Below are 17,887 nucleotides of genomic sequence, written 5' to 3' on the forward strand. Positions count from 1 at the left end.
GAACGGGTGTGGCATGGTTGAAGGCGTGGTGATTCCGGCTGGCGAGCGTTCAGGCGTCGTCGGCTCCGGCGGTCGTCGGAGCCGGGCGGGCACGAGTCAGGTCGGCGCGCTCGGGGTGCATCTCACCGATCCGCGCGTCGAGGCCTCCGTGCTGGGCGTGCTCGACGGCGTCGAGGCCGAGCTGCGGGCCAGTGTGGCCAGCGCCGATCCGTTCGTCACCGAGGCCGCCCGGCACCTGGTGGAGGCCGGCGGCAAGCGGTTCCGGCCGCTGCTGGTGGCGCTGGGGGCGCAGTTCGGCGACCCGGCGGACGCGCAGGTCGTCCCGGCCGCCGTGGTGATGGAGCTCACCCACCTGGCGACGCTGTACCACGACGACGTGATGGACGAGGCCGCCGTGCGGCGGGGCGCCCCGAGCGCCAACTCCCGCTGGACCAACTCGGTGGCGATCCTGGTCGGCGACTACCTCTTCGCCCGCGCCGCGGATCTCGCCGCCGACCTGGGCACCGAGGCCGTCCGCCTTCAGGCGCGCACCTTCGCCCGCCTGGTGCACGGCCAGATCGCCGAGACCGTCGGCCCCCGGGCCGGCGAGGACCCGGTGGCGCACTACCTGCACGTGATCGCCGAGAAGACCGGCTCGCTGATCGCCACCTCGGCCCGCTTCGGCGGCATGTTCGGCGGGGCGTCGGCGGAGCACACCGAGGCCCTCGCGGGCTACGGCGAGACCATCGGGGTCGCCTTCCAGCTCTCCGACGACCTGCTCGACATCGCCAGCGAGTCGGTGCAGTCGGGCAAGACGCCCGGCACCGACCTGCGCGAGGGCGTGCCGACGCTGCCGGTGCTCTACGCCCGGGCGGCCGACGACTCCGACGCGGCCTCGGTGCGGCTGCGGGAGATCCTGGCCACCGGTCCGCTGGTCGACGACGCCCTGCACGCTGAGGCGCTCGGCCTGCTCCGTGAGTCCCCGGCGCTCAAGCGGGCCCGGGAGACCGTCCGCAGCTACGCCGAGGACGCCCGCGCCCAGCTCGCCCCGCTCCCGCAGAGCCCCGCCCGTGGCGCCCTCGAATCCCTCTGCGACTACATCGCCGACCGCACCAGCTGACCGCTCCCGCCCGGGAGCCGCTCCACCGGTCGATCACGAGGTGGACCGCACCTGCCGAACCACCTCGACCTGAGGTCAACCGGTCGCAGGTCAGGGGGTGCGGGTCAGCATCCGGCTGCCGAGCAGCATGAACGCGGCGGCGGCCAGCATCGCGACGGCGGCGGTGAGCCACATCGCCGGATAGCCGGCCGCGCTGGCGGTCGCGCCCAGGGCGAGCGGGCCGAGACAGCCGCCGGCGTACACCCCGGTCTGGGTGATCGAGGTGGCGGCGGCCGGGGCCTGCGGGTGCAGCCGGACCACCGCGAAGTTCATCAGCCCCGGCCACGCCCAGCCCAGGCCGAAGCCGAGCACCACGCCGACCACCAGCGGCACCGCGCCGGCCAGGGCGAGCAGCCCCAGCCCGGCCGCGCCGACGACCAGCATCCCGGCGATCACCGCCACGTGCCCCTCGGCCCGCCGGTCGGCGAGCCAGCCGGCCCCGATCCGGGCGGTGACGCAGACCGCGCTGCCCAGCGTGAGGGTCAGCCCGGCCAGCCCCGGCGCGAGGCCGCGCGCCACCGACGAGTCCACCACGAAGGTGCCCAGCGCGTTGGCGGCCGCCGCGGCGAGGGTCGCCGCCACACCGACCACCACCAGGGCCGAGGTGACCCGCCCGCCGCGCGCCCCGGCAGCCTTCCCGGCCGGTCCGGGCTGCCCCGGGGGTACGGCGGGCAGGGCGGCCAGGGCGGCCCCGGCGGCAGCCACGAACGCCCAGCGCCAGCCGGCGGTGAGTGCGATGGTGGGCACCGCCGCGCCGGCCAGCAGCGTGGAGACCGGAATGGCCGCCTGCTTCACCCCGAAGGACAGGCCCTGCCGCCGGGCCGGCACGTGCCGGGCCAGCGCCGCGTTGCTGGCGAGCTGCCCGAGCGCGTTCGCCGCGGCGCTCAGCCCGAGCAGGGCCACCAGCACCGGGTACGACCGGGCCAGCACCGCGATGGCGAACAGGCAGCCGGCGGCCAGCAGGATGCCGGCCCGGGCCACCACCGCCGGGCCGTACCGCTCGACCAGCCGGCCGGACGGCACCGAGGCCAGCGCGCTGATGCCGAAGTAGACCGAGACGGCCAGACCCAGACCGGCGGGGGAGAAGCCGAGATCGTCACCCATCTGCACGGCCAGGCCGCCGACGAGGAACACCGGCAGTACCGAGGCGACGGTGGTGGCGATGGCGCCGGCGCCGGCCCGCAGCGGGGCAACGGCGGGCGGGCTGGGCGAGGGAGTGAGCGCGGTGTCGGTCATCGTCTGGTCAACCTACGTGAGCCCAGCTCACGGGCGCCCGGCGTGTCGCAGCGATACACGCCACTCGCGGTCTGATCTGGAATCCTCGACCCGAACGGGCGTTCCGTCCCTGGGCGGTTTTTCATATGGTGTAAGTCCCCGGCTGCGGAGGTGGTTGTGCGCGACCCCCTGGCGGAGCCTTCGGATCTCATCCGGAGCGTCTCCCGCGCGCTACGCGTGCTCGAGTCGGTCGGTCGTGCCCCCAAGGGGTTGACCGTCAAACAGATCGCCCGGCGGTGCGAGCTGACCGTCGCGACGACGTACCACCTGGTCCGCACCCTCGCCTACGAGGGCTACGTGATCCGGCGGGAGGACGGCACCTACATCGTGGGGCTGGAGGTCGCCGACCGGTACCGGGAGCTGGTGACCGCCTTCCGGGGGCCGCCGGCGGTCGGGGAGACGCTGCGCCGGGCCGCCGCCGACACCGGCTGGAGCCACTACCTCGGCCGATTCGTGGGCGGGCAGGTGGCGGTCACGGCGGTCGCCGAAGGGCCGCGCTCGCCGCACCTGGAGGACCTGGTCCCCGGCTTCGACGAGGGGGCGCACGCCACCGCGCTCGGCAAGTGCCTGTTGGCCACCCTCACCACCGAGCAGCGCTTCCGCTACCTGCGCGAGTACGGCATGCGCCCGTTCACCACGGCCACCCTGACCACCGTCGAGGCGTTCGAGGCGGACCTGGCCGCCGGGGACCGGCGCGGCATGCAGCTGGAGCTGGGGCAGTTCCGGCAGGGGGTGGCCTGCGCGGCGGTGCTGGTCACCCCGGACAAGGACATGGAACGCCGCGTCGCGCTGGCCTGCGCCCTGCCGGCCAGCGAGATGATGACCTCGGCCCGGGTGGTCCGGGCCAAGCTGCTCACCGTCGCCCGCGCCGTCGCCGACGGCATCGCCGCCGACGCCTGACCCCCCGGCCCGCCCTGCGCGTGCGCGGCCGGCCCGGCGTTGATCGACTGCGATTCGCCGAACTGGCGGCATCCCACCGCAGCCGATGCCGCCATGTCGCCGAAACGGAGTCGATCGACCCCTGACCTGGACGTCGGAAGGGCCCCGTCCCTGGCGGGGAGCGGGGCCCTTCGACCGGTGGCCCGGCGCCGGGCCACCGAGGGGAACGTCAGCTGCCGATCGGGCCGCCGTCCAGCCGCCAGGTGACGACCACGCCCGGCTTGGCGTAGTCGCCGTCCGGCCAGGTGGACGCCGGCTTCTCCACGGAGGCGCCGGTGATCTCACCGGGGTGCTGCACGGCCACGAAGACCGAGCGGTTGTCGCCGGTGATGAACGGCCCGCAGGTCTCCGCGCCGACCGGCACGGTGAGGAACTGCTTGAGGTGCCCCCGCTCCGGACCCTCGACCGCGGTGGCGAAGAGGCCGTCGTTGCTGCCCAGCGCGTTGCCGTCGGTGGAGATCCAGAGGTTGCCGGCGGCGTCGAAGGCGACGTTGTCCGGGCAGGAGATCGGCGAGACCTTGGTCTTGTCGTACCCGGCGAAGTAGGTCGACGGGTCGGTCGGATCGCCGGCGACGATCGGCAGCGACCAGGCGAAGCTCTCCGCCGTGTTGTCGCTCCGATCCTCGACCAGCTCCAGGATCTGGCCGTGCTTGTTGAGGTTGCGCGGGTTGGCCTCGTCGGCCGGCGCCTTGCCGGGCTTGCCCCGGTCGGTGTTGTTGGTCAGCGCCACGTACACCTTGCCGGTGAGTAGGCTCGGCTCGACGTCCTCCGGCCGGTCCATCTTGGTCGCGCCGACCTTGTCCCCGGCGAGCCGGGTGAAGGTGAGCACGTCCGCGGCGGTCATCCCGTCGACGTACGAGCGGTTGCCGCTGACCAGCTTGATCCACCGGCCCCGGCCGTTGAACGCGCCGTCGGCCGGGAGCTTGCCCGAGCCGTCGATCTCGGCGGCGCTGGTCTGCTCGAACTGCGCCACGTAGAGGGTGCCGGACTCCAGCAGGGTCAGGTTGTGCTTGCGGGCCACCCACGAGTCGCCCGGCAGGAACTTCTTGTCGGAGACGAACTTGTAGAGGTAGTCGAAGCGCTCGTCGTCGCCCATGTACGCGACCACGTGCCCGCTCTTCGCCACGATGACGTTGGCGCCCTCGTGCTTGAACCGGCCCAGCGCGGTGTGCTTGCGCGGGCGGCTCTCCGGGTCGAACGGGTCGATCTCCACGATCCACCCGAAGCGGTGCGCCTCGTTCGGGTGCTTCGCCAGGTCGAAGCGCTCGTCGGCCCGCTCCCACTTCCGGCTGCCGCTGAGGTAGCGGGCGGTGGTGGTGATGCCGTAGCGGGCCAGTTTCGGCTTCAGCTCCTCCGGGGCGGCGTCCGCCCCGACGAAGTACTGGTTGAAGTTCTCCTCGCCGGAGAGGACCGTGCCCCACGGGGTGACCCCGCCGGCGCAGTTGTTCAGCGTGCCGACGACCGTACGGCCCTTCGGGTCGGCGGCGGTGCGCAGCCAGGCCGAGCCGGCGGCCGGGCCGGTCAGCTCGAACTTCGTGCCCAGCGCGGTGACCCGCCGGTTGTACGGCCGGCGGCCGCCCGCGACCGGACGCCACTGCCCGGTGCCGTCGACCCGCTCCAGCTCCACCACGGACATGCCGTGCGCGGCCATCGCGGTGCGCAACTGCTCCACGGTCAGCGCGTCCAGGCCCATGAAGCCGGGGAACATCAGGTCCTCGTTGGTGTACTCGTGGTTGACCACGAGCAGCGCCCGCCGGCCCCGCCGGTCCAGCGGCAGCACCCCGACGAAGTCGTTGTTGTAGCCGAACTGCTTCGACTGCGCGGCGGCGTTCTGCCCGTGCAGGTCGAACTCGGGGGCGCCGGGGACCACCGGGTCGCCCCAGCGGATGACCACCGCGTGGTCGTACCCGTTGGGGACGACCAGGGTGTCGAGCTGGTTCGGCGGGATCGGCTTGAAGGTCAGCGCGCCGGTGGACGGCTGCGGGCGGCCGAAGTCGGTCACCTCGGGCACGACCGGCGTGCCGGGGGCGGCGGCGGCCGGGGCGGCCCCGGCGAGCGCGCCGGCGGCCGCGCCGCCGAAGCCGAGCACCAGCGCGCCGACCGCGCCGGCCCGGACCACGCCGCGCCGGGACACCTCGGCCTCCACCAGGTCCCCGAAGTACGCGTTGTCGGAAGAATTGGGCACCGGGTGGTCGCAGGCGTTGCCGCACCGGTACAGACAGGTCATCGCATCGCGGCTGCCGTGGCGGGTGGCGCCCAGCAGGGGGAGCAGCCGGGGACGGTCGCTCATTTCAGGAGCCTCCTGGAAGCAAGGTCGGTGGCACGCCGGATCACCCGATCGACGTGCGTACCGGCCGGAGGCTGCCAGGGCGCGGTGAGCGGTCGCCGGACTCGGTGTGAACCGGATGTGAACAGCGGTCGCAGGTGAACCGATCCGCGTCACGGCGCGTATCCACGGGCGAACGCATTCGCCGCACTCGCCGCGGAGAGCGAGGGGATCACCATCAGCGACCACGACGCCCAACTGCTGCGCGCGCTGCACGACGAGCACGCGGAGGCGCTGTACGCGCACGCGCTCCGACTGGTCAACGGCGACCGTACCCGGGCGGAGGACCTGGTGCAGGAGACCCTGCTGCGGGCCTGGCGCCACCCCGAGTCGCTCGACCCGCGGCGCGGCTCCGTCCGGGCCTGGCTCTTCACCACGGCGCGGAACCTGGCGATCGACGCCTGGCGGCGCCGGTCCACCCGGGTCGGTGAGGTGTTCACCGACGAACTGCCCGAGCCGCCGGAGGCGGTCGACGAAGCGGAGCGCGCGGTGGAGGCGTGGACCGTCGCCGAGGCCCTGAACCGGCTCAGCCCCACCCACCGGGAGGTGCTGGTCGAGTGCTTCTACCAGGGCCGTTCGGTGGCCGAGGCCGCCGCCCGGCTGGGAGTGCCACCGGGGACGGTCAAGTCCCGCACGCACTACGCGCTGCGCTCACTACGGTTGGTCCTGGCCGAGATGGGGGTGACCGGATGACCCGCTGCGAGTTCGCGCACGACGACGGCGCGTACGTGCTGGGCGCCCTCGCTCCCGGCGACCGCGCCGCCTACGAGCGGCACCTGGCCGATTGTGCGGCGTGCCGGGAGGCGGTCGCCGAGATCGCCGTGCTGCCCGGGCTGCTCGGCCGGCTCGACCCGGCCGCGCTGGACGAGTTCCTGCCCCCGCCGCAGGAGCCGAACCGGGTGCCCGCGCTGCTCGCCGCCGCCCGGGACCGCCGGCGCCGGGAGCGGTCCGGCGCGCGCCGACGGTACGCGCTGACCGCCCTGGCCGCCGCCGCGCTCGCCCTGGTCGTGGGTGTCGGGGGCGCGGCCGTGCTGCGTCCTCCCACACCGCCCGGGCCGACCGTCCAGGCGGTGCGGATGGTCGCCATGCAGCCGGTGGCGGCGAAGGCCCCGGTGCACGCCGAGATCGGGTTGACCGGCACCGACTGGGGCACCGAGGTCACCATGCGCTGCGGGTACGACGCGACCGCCGGCTACGGCAAGGCGTACACGTTCCGGCTGGTGGCGCACGGCCCGGACGGCGCCACGGAGCAGATCGGCTCCTGGCTGGCCGCGCCCGGCGACGAGGTGCGCCTCAGCGGCGCGACCCGCTTCACCGACGCGGAGCTGGTCCGGCTGGAGTTGGTCCGCGCCGACGGCACCGCCGTGCTGGGCTACGACGTGCGCTGAGTTCCGGTCACCGTGTGGCGGCGGTGGCCGGGACCGGGGTGCGGGCGGCGGCCCGGGTGCGGCGGGTGTGCCGGACCGCGTCGACGGTGAAGACGATCAGCGCCACCCAGACCAGCGCGAAGCCGGCCAGCCGGGCCGGCGGCATCGGCTCGTGGAAGATCAGCACCCCGCAGCCGAGCTGGAGGATCGGCGCGAGGTACTGCAACATGCCCAGGCCGGACAGCGGAAGCCGGTTGGCCGCGCCGGCGAAGAGCAGCAGCGGGACGGCGGTGGCCGCGCCCGCGAGCACCAGCAGCAGGGTGTGCCCGAGCGAGACGTGCCCGAAGGTCGACTCGCCGCGCCGCGCCAGCCACCCGAGGTACGCCAGGGCGGGCAGCGCCAGCACCGCGGACTCGACGAAGAGCCCTTCCGCGGCGGGCAGCCCGAGTCGCTTCTTGACCAGGCCGTACCCGGCGAAGCTGAACGCGAGCGTCAACGCCAGGTACGGCAGCCGGCCGTAGTCGACGGTGAGCACGACCACGGCCGCCGCGCCGACGCCGAGCGCCGCCCACTGCGCCGGGCGCAGCCGCTCGCGCAGCACGAAGACGCCGATCAGCACCACGACGAGCGGGTTGATGAAGTACCCCAGCGCCGTCTCCACCACCCGGTCGGAGTTGACCCCGTAGATGTAGGTGCCCCAGTTCACCGCGATCAGCGCGGCCGCGACGACGATGGCGGCCAGCGTCCGGGGGCGGCGGGCCAGCGCGCGCAGGAAGCCGATGTTGCGCATCGCGGCCAGCAGCAGCGCGACGAAGACCACCGACCAGACGATCCGGTGGGCCAGGATCTCCACCGGTCCGGCCGGGCGCAGCAGCTTCAAATAGATCGGGAAGAAGCCCCAGAGCAGGTACGCGCCGAAGCCGTACAGGTAGCCGAGCCGGACTGGATTCACCCCTCCACCGTAAGGGGCGCGGCGGGTGGGTGTTCCTTTCCGGTGACCGGCTTCACCGGACGGTGGTCCAACTCCATCCAGCGGCCCGGCTCGACCGGGGCGAAGCCGACCTTCGCGTACACCCCGTGGGCATCGAGGGTGGCCAGCAGGATCCGGCGCACCCCCAGCCCGGCCAGGTGGTCCCGGACGGCGGTGGCCAGCCAGGTCCCCAGCCCGCGACCGCGCTCAGACGGCGCGACGTAGACGTCGCAGAGCCAGGCGAAGGTGGCCCCGTCCGTGATCACCCGGGCCACCGCCACCTGCTCGCCGGCGGCGTAGACGCCGTACGGGATCGAGCCGGCGAAGGAGGCCGCCACCGTCTCCCGGCTCCGGCCGAGCGCCCAGTACGCGTCGGTGGAGAGCCAGCGGTGCACCCGGTCGAGGTCGATCCGGTCGGGGTCGGTGCTGAGCAGGTAGCCGTCGTCGCGGGTCAGCGTGAACACCCCGGCCACGCTAGCCGGGACGCCCCCGGCCCGCGCCAGCCAATTCCCGGCCACTGGCCGCCGTTCCCGCCCGGGCGTCGCGCCTGCGCGTCCCGCCCGGGCGTCGCAGGGGTCAGTCGCGGTCGAGAATGGCGCCGAGGATCCAGGTCACGATGCTGACGAAGAGCGCGCCGAGCACCGCCTCGGGCCAGAAGCTGTCGACGTGGAAGGGCAGCCCGGCCTCGCCGGCGATCCAGCTCGTCAGCAGGAACAGCAGGCCGTTGACCACCAGCGCGATCAGGCCGAGGGTCAGCAGGTAGAAGCCGCAGCCGACGGACTTGATGACCGGCTGGAGCACCGCGTTGACCACGCCGAAGATCACCGCCACCAGCAGTAGCGTGGTGACCGTCTCGACGGCCGAGTCGGAGTCCAGGGTGATGCCCGGGATGAGCAGCGTCGCCAGCCAGAAGGCGGCCGCGGTGGAGCCGAGCCGGATCAGAAGGCCCTTCAGAAAACCCATGGCGGGGATCGTGCCACGCACGGCCCACTCGGGGAACCCTCCGCGTACCCCGGCTTCAGCGACGGGCCGGCCGGCCGATCAGCTGCGACTCGATCGGGGTGGGCGAGAGCAGCGCCCAGCGCAGCGCCCGGCGGTTGACCACCGCCACCATGTCGTCCCGGATCCGGGTCAGCCACTCCGCCGATCCGCCGAGCCCGAGCGCCGCGCCGGCCAGCACCGCCTCCCGCTGGTCCAGCGGTTGCAGCACCGCCAGGTCGGCCCGGCCCAGGGTGTCCGCGTCGGCCGCGGTCAGCTCGTCCCGGACCACCAGGGTCGCCCGCCAGGCCGGTCCCGGCCCGCGGTCGTCGGCCGCCGCGCCCGCGTCGACCACCAGCAGCAGGGGACACAGCGGCGAACCGGGCGCCCCGCCCAGCGGGCGGCCCGGCGGGAGGACCGCGATGCCGCCCCCGGTGCCGCCGACTCCCCGCACGAACGGTTCCCAGGCCCGGGGCCGGCCGGTGCGCACCGCCACCCGGGCGCCGAGCGCCATCGCCCGCAGCACCAGCAACTGCGCCGCGCGGACCCCGCCGACGAGCACCAGCCGGGTGCCCTCGGCGCGGAACATTCGGACGGTCACCGCGCCGCCGTGCCGGTTGGCGCCGACCATCAGCCCGGCGTCGCCGAGGGACAGCTCCAGCGGCTCCGGGTCCGGGCCGGGCGCCACCGGGCCGGCGGCCACCGCCAGCGGCAGCGTGGCGGCCAGGGCGGCGAGCTGCGCACCGTCGAGCCGGCGTACCTCGCCGCCGGCGTCGACGACGAGCCGGTGCAGCGCCTGGCCGGCCAGGGCCAGCTCGTCGGGCGTCCGGGCGGTGAGGCGTACCGTCAGCTCGGCCGGCACCGGCGCGGCGTCGGCGGCGGTGCGCGGACCGGCGCAGAGCGACACGCTGGTCGCCGTGGCGGGCAACGCCAGCAGCCGGGGCACCAGCCGCCGGCCCAGCTCGGTGCCCGGGTCGGGCCAGCGGGCCAGCCGGAAGCCGGCCTGGAGCAGGTCGGCGGAGCGCACCGCGGGCCAGGTCTCCCGGGTCGGCCGGCCACCGTCGTGGTGGGCCAGTTCCCCGAGTACGCGCAGCGCCGCGTGCTCGCCGAGCGGCCGGGCGCCGACCGGTCCGAGCCGGCGGACCAGCCGGCGTACGGTGCCGGACAGGGCCCGGCGCAGCTCCTCGTCCGACCAGCCGTCCACCCGCAGCGCCCGGACGGCGAGCAGCGCCCGCTCCTGGCCCGGCAGCCGTCCCTCGGTCAGCTGCCGGTACGACGTCCCCGCCGTCCCGCCCGCCGCGCCGGGCGCCGGGGCCGGGGCGGCGTGCAGCAGGAGCTGGACCCGCAGCGGCGGGTGCTCGGTCGTGGCGGGCGGCAGCAGCGCGGCCGGCCCGGGCAGCGCGCGTGGGCCGTCGCCGAGCAGGTCGCCGGGATCGCCCAGCTCGATCAGGGCGGTCAGCCCGGCGGCGTCGTCGATCACGGCGGCGGGCCGGCCGGCCAGCTCCACCGACCGCACCACGGCGCCGGGGAGCACCAGGTCCAGCAGCGCGGCCGGACCGGCGGCCGGGGCGAGCAGCCGTCGGCGGGTGGCGTAACCGACGCCGGTGCCGAGCCACTCGAACAGCCACCGGCCGCGCCAGCGCACCCAGGCCGTGGCGAGCAGCAGCCCGGCGGCGAGCAGGACGAGCGCGAGCACTGCCGCGCCCCGGCCGACGGCCGCGACCGGCAGCGCCAGCGCGACCTGCGCGGCCACCACCTGACCGGCGCGGACGGCGGTCGACCGGGGGGCGGGAACCGCGTTCCACTGTGGCGGGAGGGGCTGGCGGTGGGCCGGCCGTGCCGTCGTGCTCGCCGTCACCGCGTCTCCTCCGCTCGACGTGTCGGGCCGCCAGGTCGCCGCCGGACCACCGGTGCGCACCGTACCGCGACGGCGACGTGACCCATGGTAAGGGGAGTCGCCGGTGCCGGTTGTCCACAGGGGAGGGCGAGGGGGTAGCACAACGGCGATCGGGCCGCTACCGTCAGCGACGAGTTCGGCTGACCGTCGCCGCCGTGGGCCCCGCCCCGAGGCGTCCATGGATCGTCCGGCGGCAGCCACGACGGAGAGACGAGGTGACGTCCGGGTGGCCCAGACCCAGGCAGAAGCCGCGGTGATGCAGCAGACCGCCGCGAAGTTCGAGCAGGTGGACCAGTCGCTGCAGAGCATGCTCAGCGGCCTGATGGCCGAGCTGGAGGTGTTGCAGCAGGCCTGGCGCGGCGCCGGTGGCCGCTCGTTCGAACAGGTCAAGCAGCAGTGGTCGCAGGACCAGGCGACGTTGCAGCGCGCCCTGCGGGAGACCGCGTCGGCGATCCGCACCGCCGGCCGGCAGTACGACGTCTCCGACGACGAGGCGGCCAGCCGGGTCTCCGGCACCAACCGCGGCATCCAACTGCCGCTGTAACCACACCCAGGGGGAGGAGCATCCGATGGACCACGGTGTCCTGGTCGTCAACTTCGCCGCGCTGCAACAGGCCAGCGCGGACATCCAGAAGGCGTTGAACACGCTCGACTCGCAGCTCGGCCAGCTGGAGCGCGACGCCGCCCCGCTGGTGGCGAGCTGGGCCGGCGAGGCGCAGCAGGCGTACGAGCAGCGGCAGGCGCGGTGGCGGTCCGCCTCGCAGGACCTGCAGACCATGCTGCGCGACATCAAGCTCGCGGTGGACGACTCCGCCACCGACTACCTCGACACGGAGAAGAAGAACGTCGGCCTGTTCCAGTGAGCCCGGCCGCACGGCGGCGCCCGACGATCCCGTGGGCGCCGCCGTCGCCGTGTCCGGCCACCGGTGGGTCAGGCCGGTCCGGCCGGGCGCCAGCCCCGCCCGGCGCCGCGCGGCAGCACCAGGGTCAGCAGCACCGCCGCCACCACGGCCGCGCCGGTGACCCCGGCGACCAGCAGGGCCCGATCCCGTGCCGCCGCGCGTCGCGCCCGCTGGGCCAGCAGCGCCGGATCGGGCCGGTCCGCCGGCAGGGCCGCCGCCCCGCGCGCCCCCGCCGTCGCGGCCGCCCCGGTCTCGGTGACCGCCCGGTACGGGTTCAGCACGCCCGCGCCGTACCCGCCCCGACCGTCGCCCGGCGCCGGGTCGGTGGTGCCGACGATCCGCCGCGCCACCTCCGTCGCGCTCAGCTCGGGCCGGTACTGCCGGACCAGCGCCGCGGTGGCGGCCACGAAGGGCGTGGCGTAGCTGGTGCCCTCGGCCCGGTGGTGCCCCTGCTCCGGCGCGGCCATCAGCACGTCGCTGCCGGGCGCCACCAGGTCGACGTAGGAGCCGGTCTGGGAGAAGGTGGCGCGGGTGCCGTCCGGGGAGATGGCGCCGACCCCGAGCACCCCGTCGTACGAGGCCGGGTACGGGCGCGGGTCGCCGCTGTCGTGCAGGTTGCCGGCGGCGGCCACCACCACCACGTCCCGGCGCACCGCGTAGCTCACCGCCTCCCGGACGGCCGGGTTGTCCGCGTACAGCACGACGGAGAGGTTCAGCACGTCGGCGTCGTGGTCCACCGCCCACCGGATGGCCCGGGCGAAGTCCGCCGCGCCGACCGTGCGCCCCGACTCCCGTCCCTCGACCACCTGCTGCTCGCTCACCCGTACCGGCAGGATCCGGGCCCGGGGTGCCAGCCCGTGGAAGGCGACGCCGTCGACGGACGCGGCCGCGATGATGCTGGCCACCCCGGTGCCGTGACCGGCGCAGTCGCGGGTGCCGTCGCCGCCCGGGTCGAGGAAGTCCGTGCCGTCGAGCACCCGGCCGCGCAGTTGCGGGTGCCGCCGGTCGACCCCCGAGTCGATCACCGCGACGGTCACTCCCGCGCCGGTGGCCAGCGGGACCAGCCGTTCCGGGGCGTACCGGCGCTGGGCCCACGGGACGCCGGTGACCGAGCGGGCCGGGGCGAGCGGGGCGGAGCAGGCCGGCGCGGCGGCCCGGGCGGGGGTGGCCGACGACACGGCGAGCGCCGGTAGGCCGGTCAGCAGGACCGCCGCCAGGCCGGCGAAGGTCGACCGCGCGCTGGGCCGGTACATCGACCGCCTCCGTATCGTGTCGACTCCGGAACGCGATGTTATCGCCTCGCGACCGCACGCGGTCAGCCCATTGTGATCTTGTTCGTACCTTGTAGGTTGTACGCGATGCCTATGGCCTGTTAGCGGGAGGAGAGGTGGCCGTGACCGACTGGGAGCCGGCTACCGAGGCCGAGACGGCGATGCGCGACGCGCTGCACGCCAACGACCAGGAACTTTACTTCCGCATCCTGGCCGGCACCGAGCTGTTCCTGCCGGTCTCCGCACAGGCCCTCGCCGGCGAGGCACCGCTGGGCTGGGGCACCTGGACCACGGGTGGCCGCACCCACGTGCTGGCCTTCACCTCCACCGCCGCACTGCGCGCCTGCCTCGGTGCCACGGCGGGTCCCACCCGCCGTGCCCCGTACGCCGACCTCGCCGCCACCTGGCCCAACCACGAGTGGTGGCTGGCCGTCAACCCGGGGCTGCCGATCGAGGGCTACCTGCCGGCGTGGTTCGTCTCCCAGCTCTCCCGTGGCGACGTCCGCCTGCCCGGTCGGACCATGGGCGCCCGCGCCCGCCTGGAGCGCGTGGAGTCGGCGGCCCACGGTCAGGCCGACACCACCGGCCCCGCCCGGGGGACCGAGGCGCGGGACTCCGGCCCGGTCGCCCGGTCGCAGCCGCGCCCGGTGGCGCCGCCGACCCCCACGCCCGCCATCGGCGCGGGACCGGACGCCTCGGCCGCCCGCCCCGGCGCTCCCGGGCCGGCGCGGGTGCCGCACCCCGCCCGCCCCTCGACCGCGCCGTACCGCCCGGAACCGGACCGGCCGCGCCCGTCGGGTACGGACCCGGTGGTGCCGGCCGCCGCGTCGTATCCGGAGGTGCCGGCGGCCGCGTCGTACCCGGAGGTCGTGCCGGCCGTCGGGGGGACGCGCCCGGGCGGCGAGCCTCGACCACCGGCGGACCCGGCCAACGGCCGGCCGGCCGCCGCGCCAGCGTCCGATTCCGACGGGGCGCCCCGGCCGCCCGTCGCGCCCTGGATGACCTCGCCCCGGCGTCGGCTCCTCGGGGAGGGGCTGGGCGCCCGTCTCGCCGGGGACGGCGGCCCCAACGGCCGCAGCTCGTTCTTCGAGCCGGCCTCCGAGCGGGGTGCCTCGCCCCGCGCGTCGCGGGACCCGCTGCGTACCGGTGAGCGGGCCGCGCCGCCGCCGCGGCCCGGGCTCGGTGGCCAGGCCTTCCCCCGGCGCCGCCCGGCGACCGCGCCGCCGGGGGAGGAACCGACCAGGGCGTTCCAGTTCGACCGGCCCGACGGGCAGGCACCGCCCCCCGCGCCCGCGGACCGACGGCCGGACCCGCTGGCGGAGGAGTCCACCCGGGCGTTCCGGGTGCCGGCACCGGACGCCGAGGCGACCCAGGCGCTGCCGCGACGGCACGGCACGCCAGCGGCGCAGCCCGCCGAGGAGCAGACCCAGCGCCTTCCCGACCCGTCCGCGCGGCCCACCCCCCCGCCGGTCGAGGAACTGCCGGTGTCGATCGCCGAGCCGGTCTCCGGGCCGCCGGCACCGCGTCGCGGCTTCTCGCCCATCGTCATCGAGGGCACCGTCATCGAGTCCCGGGACCTGCCCGTCGCCCCGGCGCCGGACCGGATCCCGCCGGCCACCGCCGGCCTGGACAACAGCGCCAGCATGAACGGCTCCGCCGGCGGCGGGCAGTTCGCCGCCTCCGGCCCGGCGGGAACGACCTTCCCCCGCCCGGCCTTCGCCTCCCCGTCCGCCGACGACCCCACCGAGCCGATCTCCCCCGCCCCCGGGCAGCGCACCGAACCGGTCTTCCCGGCCGCCGAGCAGCGCACCTCGCCGCTCTTCGCGGCTCCCGAGCAGCGGACGGAACCGGTCTTCCCGGCTCGCGAGCAGCGGACGGAACCGGTCTTTCCGGCTGCCGAGCAGCGCACCGGGCCGGTCTTCCCGGCTCCCGAGCAGCGGACAGAGCCGATCGTTCCGGTGCCGGGCGGCGGGTCCGCGGCGCAGGCCGCTCCGGACGACGAGGAACCCACCGAGCCCCTCGCCCCGGTTTCCGACGACCGCACGCAGTCGCTCTTCGCGGCCCCGACCGCGCCCGTGTCGCCGGCCTTCAATGGCCGGGCCGAGGGCGCGCCGCCCTCTGCCGCCCCCCTCTCGCCGGCTTTCGGTGGCCCAGCCGAGGGTGCGCCGACCGCCACCGCATCCGTATCGCCGGCCGCCGGTGGCCGGGCCGAGGCGGCGGCGCCGTCTCCCGCCGCGCCCGTCTCGCCGGCCTTCGGCGGTCAGCCGGCGGCGACCGTGCCCACCCCGCCCGTCGCCCCGGCCTCCGGCGGCGCGCCAGCGGGGACTCCGGTGGCCGAGGCCGCGCCCGCCGGGCCGACCCCGGCCGGCCCTTCCGTCGCCGAGCACACCCGGCTGGGCGAGGCGGCTCCGTCGTCCGGCGGTGCCGGCCGCGTCACTCCGGCTCAGGCGGCCGAGGCGTTCCAGCCCGCCAACGTGGTCGAGGAGGACCTGCTGGACGCGGCCGGCTCCGGCAGCACCGACACCTTCCTCTCCACGCTGCTCCTGGCCCGGGTGCTCCTGCCGGTGGCACCGGACTCGGTGCCCGGCAGCCGTCCCGGCGATCCCGGTTTCGTGTGGCGTACGGAGGAACTCGACGGCGAGCCGTACGTGGTGGTGCACACCTCGCCGGAGCGGCTGGCCGACCACTGCCCGGAGCCGGTGGAGACCGTCGAGGTCCGGTTCGTGCAGCTGATCCGGCGCTGGCCGGAAGAGGTGTGGTCCTTCGCGGTCAACCCCGGCAGCCCGATCGGGGCGAAACTGCCCGGCGAGCAGATCGTCGGGCTGGCCAACTGGGCGGCCGAGGTGGGGCTCGGTGACGACACCGAGAGCGAGCCGGAGGCGGTCGCGGTCGAGGAACCGGCCGAGCGGCCCCGGTACGCCCCGCAGGTCGCCGACCCGACCCGGCCGGTGACCATGCAGAAGGCGGTGGCCCCGAGCCAGCTCGCCTACTACCTGGAGCGCGGGTACGACCGGGTCTCCGGTTTCGTGCACCGGGCCAACGAGCTGGCGCACCTCAACACCCCGGCGCAGTTGCACGACGCGCTCGGTCTCGGCTACCCGGACTCGCCGTTCGCGCGTGACGCCGACCGGATCTACGTGCTGCGCTGGCCCGCGTACCGGCCGAGCCTCTACCGGATCCCGTACGGCGGGCAGAACGAGGCTGCCATGCGGGCGATGGAGGGCTGGGTCATCGAGCGCCCGCCGTTCCGGGGCAACGGCTTCGCCCCGGGCGACAGCACCGAGGTGGTGGCCGAGTTCAAGGTGGACAGCGCCCGGCTGCCGCACGGCGCGCAGCTGTGGCGGATCGGCGCGGACGGCACCGAGCGGGTGGTCGCCCTGCTCGACACCGACGCGCTGCTCTGGCGACAGGTGGGTGAGCCGTGATGCGCGACGGTTACGTGGCCCGGTGGCGCGGGCGGGAGTACCAGGCCAGCCCGGACGGCGACGACGTCCGCATCTACCAGCCCGAACCGGGCGACGGCTTCGAGGAGGTACGCCCCGGCCGGCACGTCCGGGTGGTCCCGGCCGGCGAGGTCGAGGACCTGGCGTACGTGCGCACCACCTGCACCTGGCAGGGGCAGCCGTTCGTGGTGCTCGGCGAGCACGACGGCTGGCTACGGGTGGAGTACACCGGCGGGCGCTGGCCGGTGGCGCAGGCGATGGGCCTGGAGGTCTTCGACTTCGGGGTCTACCAGGGCTGGGCACCCGCCAGCGAGGTGGCCGACCTGCGCGAGCAGCGGGTCTGATCCGCCGCCCGCCCGGTCACGACTTCGACCAGCGGAGGATCTCGCCGAGCACCGTCTCCGGGGCCTCGACGTGCGGGAAGTGCCCCACGCCGTCGAGCAGCCGCCACTCGTATTCGGCGGTGACGTACCGGCCGGAGCCCTGGGCGGTACGCGGCAACGAGGCGGTGTCCAGCGCCCCGTGCAGTTGCAGGGTCGGGGTCACCAGCGGCTTCTGCATCAGCCGGACGAACCGGTAGCCGTGCAGCCGCAGCACCGACCGGAACGCCCAGCGGTAGCCCTCCAGCCCGCAGAACGCGGCCTGCGGGATCTGGATCGCCTCCCGGCAGCTCCGCGCGTACGCGTCGAACTCCGGCCCCCGGGTCCACTGCGGGCCGCCCCAGCGGCGCAGCATCTCCTCGACGGCGGCCCCGCCGTCCCGGGTCAGCAGGTGCTCGTAGCGGGGCAGCTGGAACTTCAGGGTGGGCGTGGAGGCGGCGAACTGGCCGCGTGGGTCGGCGAAGATGGCGGCCCGCAGGCGCAGCGGGTGCGGCGCGCCGAGCACCACCAGCCGGCGGACCAGGGCGGGGTGGAACGAGGCCGCCGTCCAGCCGATCAGGCCGCCCGCGCCGGTGCCGACCACGGTCGCGGAGCGTTCGCCCAGCGCCCGGATCAGTCCGGCGACGTCGGCGGCGAGGGTGTAGCCGTCGTACCCCCGGGGTGGCTTGTCGCTGGCGCCGTAGCCGCGCAGGTCGACGGCGACCGCCCGGAAGCCGGCGTCGGCGACCGCCGGCAGCACCTGGTGCCAGGCCCACCAGTACTCGGGAAAGCCGTGCAGGAACAGCACCATCGGGCCGGCGCCGGCCTCGACGACGTGGAACCGGCTGCCGTTCGCGCCGACGAACCGGTGCGTCCACGGCCCCTCGGTCAGGACGCAGGACTCGTCGACGGGTCCGCGGCGCTGCTCGGTCATGGGGCACAGCCTAGGTGTTCTGTCCTGCGAATCAGCAAAGGGCGTTCCTGCTCGTCTCGGCCCCACCGCGTGCGGATGGCGGTCCCTG

General features: G+C 75.5%; 16 protein-coding genes. 8 read left to right on the forward strand and 8 right to left on the reverse strand.

The window, feature by feature from the left end:
- The first annotated feature begins 13 nt into the window (after positions 1-13).
- Positions 14-1,099: a polyprenyl synthetase family protein gene (locus M2302_RS27205; RefSeq protein WP_280840681.1), complete on the forward strand. Its 1,086-nt coding sequence runs from the start codon at positions 14-16 to the stop codon at positions 1,097-1,099.
- A 90-nt stretch (positions 1,100-1,189) separates the two neighbouring features.
- Here the strand turns inward: M2302_RS27205 and M2302_RS27210 are convergent, their stop codons facing one another.
- Positions 1,190-2,374, reverse strand: a complete 1,185-nt coding sequence (locus tag M2302_RS27210; RefSeq protein WP_280840682.1) for an MFS transporter — start codon at positions 2,372-2,374, stop codon at positions 1,190-1,192.
- A 156-nt stretch (positions 2,375-2,530) separates the two neighbouring features.
- Here M2302_RS27210 and M2302_RS27215 point away from each other — a divergent pair, with 156 nt between their 5' ends.
- Positions 2,531-3,313 (forward strand): IclR family transcriptional regulator C-terminal domain-containing protein, encoded by a 783-nt coding sequence (locus M2302_RS27215; RefSeq protein ID WP_280840683.1) that lies wholly within the window; start codon positions 2,531-2,533, stop codon positions 3,311-3,313.
- Between the two features lie 208 nt (positions 3,314-3,521).
- Here M2302_RS27215 and M2302_RS27220 read toward each other — a convergent pair whose 3' ends face one another.
- Complete coding sequence (locus tag M2302_RS27220; protein WP_280840684.1) at positions 3,522-5,642, reverse strand: PhoX family phosphatase; 2,121 nt, start codon at positions 5,640-5,642, stop codon at positions 3,522-3,524.
- A gap of 234 nt (positions 5,643-5,876) precedes the next feature.
- On the opposite strand from M2302_RS27220, the gene M2302_RS27225 reads away from it, so the two are divergent.
- Entirely contained in the window at positions 5,877-6,371 is a 495-nt protein-coding gene (locus M2302_RS27225; protein ID WP_280840715.1) for a sigma-70 family RNA polymerase sigma factor, read from the forward strand.
- Positions 6,368-7,066, forward strand: a complete 699-nt coding sequence (locus tag M2302_RS27230; RefSeq protein ID WP_280840685.1) for a zf-HC2 domain-containing protein — start codon at positions 6,368-6,370, stop codon at positions 7,064-7,066. Before M2302_RS27225 ends, M2302_RS27230 begins: the two co-directional genes overlap by 4 nt.
- 7 nt (positions 7,067-7,073) lie before the next feature.
- Here the strand turns inward: M2302_RS27230 and rarD are convergent, their stop codons facing one another.
- From rarD to eccE, 4 genes are all read right to left on the reverse strand, one after another.
- Positions 7,074-7,997: an EamA family transporter RarD gene (gene rarD / locus M2302_RS27235; protein ID WP_280840686.1), complete on the reverse strand. Its 924-nt coding sequence runs from the start codon at positions 7,995-7,997 to the stop codon at positions 7,074-7,076.
- Positions 7,994-8,479, reverse strand: coding sequence for a GNAT family N-acetyltransferase (locus tag M2302_RS27240; protein ID WP_280840687.1), 486 nt, complete (start codon positions 8,477-8,479; stop codon positions 7,994-7,996). Before M2302_RS27240 ends, rarD begins: the two co-directional genes overlap by 4 nt.
- A gap of 112 nt (positions 8,480-8,591) precedes the next feature.
- The gene (locus M2302_RS27245) at positions 8,592-8,978 is read right to left on the reverse strand and encodes a phage holin family protein (protein WP_280840688.1); all 387 of its coding nucleotides are present in this window, start codon (positions 8,976-8,978) and stop codon (positions 8,592-8,594) included.
- A 55-nt stretch (positions 8,979-9,033) separates the two neighbouring features.
- A complete protein-coding gene (eccE, locus tag M2302_RS27250; RefSeq protein ID WP_280840689.1) occupies positions 9,034-10,851 on the reverse strand; it encodes a type VII secretion protein EccE in 1,818 nt (605 codons plus the stop codon).
- Between the two features lie 265 nt (positions 10,852-11,116).
- Between eccE and M2302_RS27255 the strand changes: the two genes are divergently transcribed.
- Positions 11,117-11,434: a WXG100 family type VII secretion target gene (locus M2302_RS27255; RefSeq protein ID WP_280840690.1), complete on the forward strand. Its 318-nt coding sequence runs from the start codon at positions 11,117-11,119 to the stop codon at positions 11,432-11,434.
- Between the two features lie 25 nt (positions 11,435-11,459).
- Positions 11,460-11,753, forward strand: coding sequence for a WXG100 family type VII secretion target (locus M2302_RS27260; RefSeq protein ID WP_280840691.1), 294 nt, complete (start codon positions 11,460-11,462; stop codon positions 11,751-11,753).
- Between the two features lie 68 nt (positions 11,754-11,821).
- On the opposite strand, the gene mycP is transcribed toward M2302_RS27260, so the two are convergent.
- A complete protein-coding gene (gene mycP / locus M2302_RS27265; RefSeq protein ID WP_280840692.1) occupies positions 11,822-13,045 on the reverse strand; it encodes a type VII secretion-associated serine protease mycosin in 1,224 nt (407 codons plus the stop codon).
- A gap of 140 nt (positions 13,046-13,185) precedes the next feature.
- On the opposite strand from mycP, the gene M2302_RS27270 reads away from it, so the two are divergent.
- Entirely contained in the window at positions 13,186-16,488 is a 3,303-nt protein-coding gene (locus tag M2302_RS27270) for an SseB family protein (protein ID WP_280840693.1), read from the forward strand.
- On the forward strand, positions 16,485-16,850 hold the full coding sequence (locus M2302_RS27275) for a hypothetical protein (RefSeq protein WP_154940315.1): 366 nt from the start codon (positions 16,485-16,487) through the stop codon (positions 16,848-16,850). The genes M2302_RS27270 and M2302_RS27275 overlap by 4 nt, the downstream gene beginning before the upstream one ends.
- A 16-nt stretch (positions 16,851-16,866) precedes the next feature.
- Here M2302_RS27275 and M2302_RS27280 read toward each other — a convergent pair whose 3' ends face one another.
- Positions 16,867-17,799, reverse strand: coding sequence for an alpha/beta hydrolase (locus M2302_RS27280; protein WP_280840694.1), 933 nt, complete (start codon positions 17,797-17,799; stop codon positions 16,867-16,869).
- Between the last annotated feature and the right edge of the window lie 88 nt (positions 17,800-17,887).

The sequence above is a fragment of the Micromonospora sp. A200 genome (assembly GCF_029893845.1).
Classification (GTDB): domain Bacteria; phylum Actinomycetota; class Actinomycetes; order Mycobacteriales; family Micromonosporaceae; genus Micromonospora; species Micromonospora purpureochromogenes.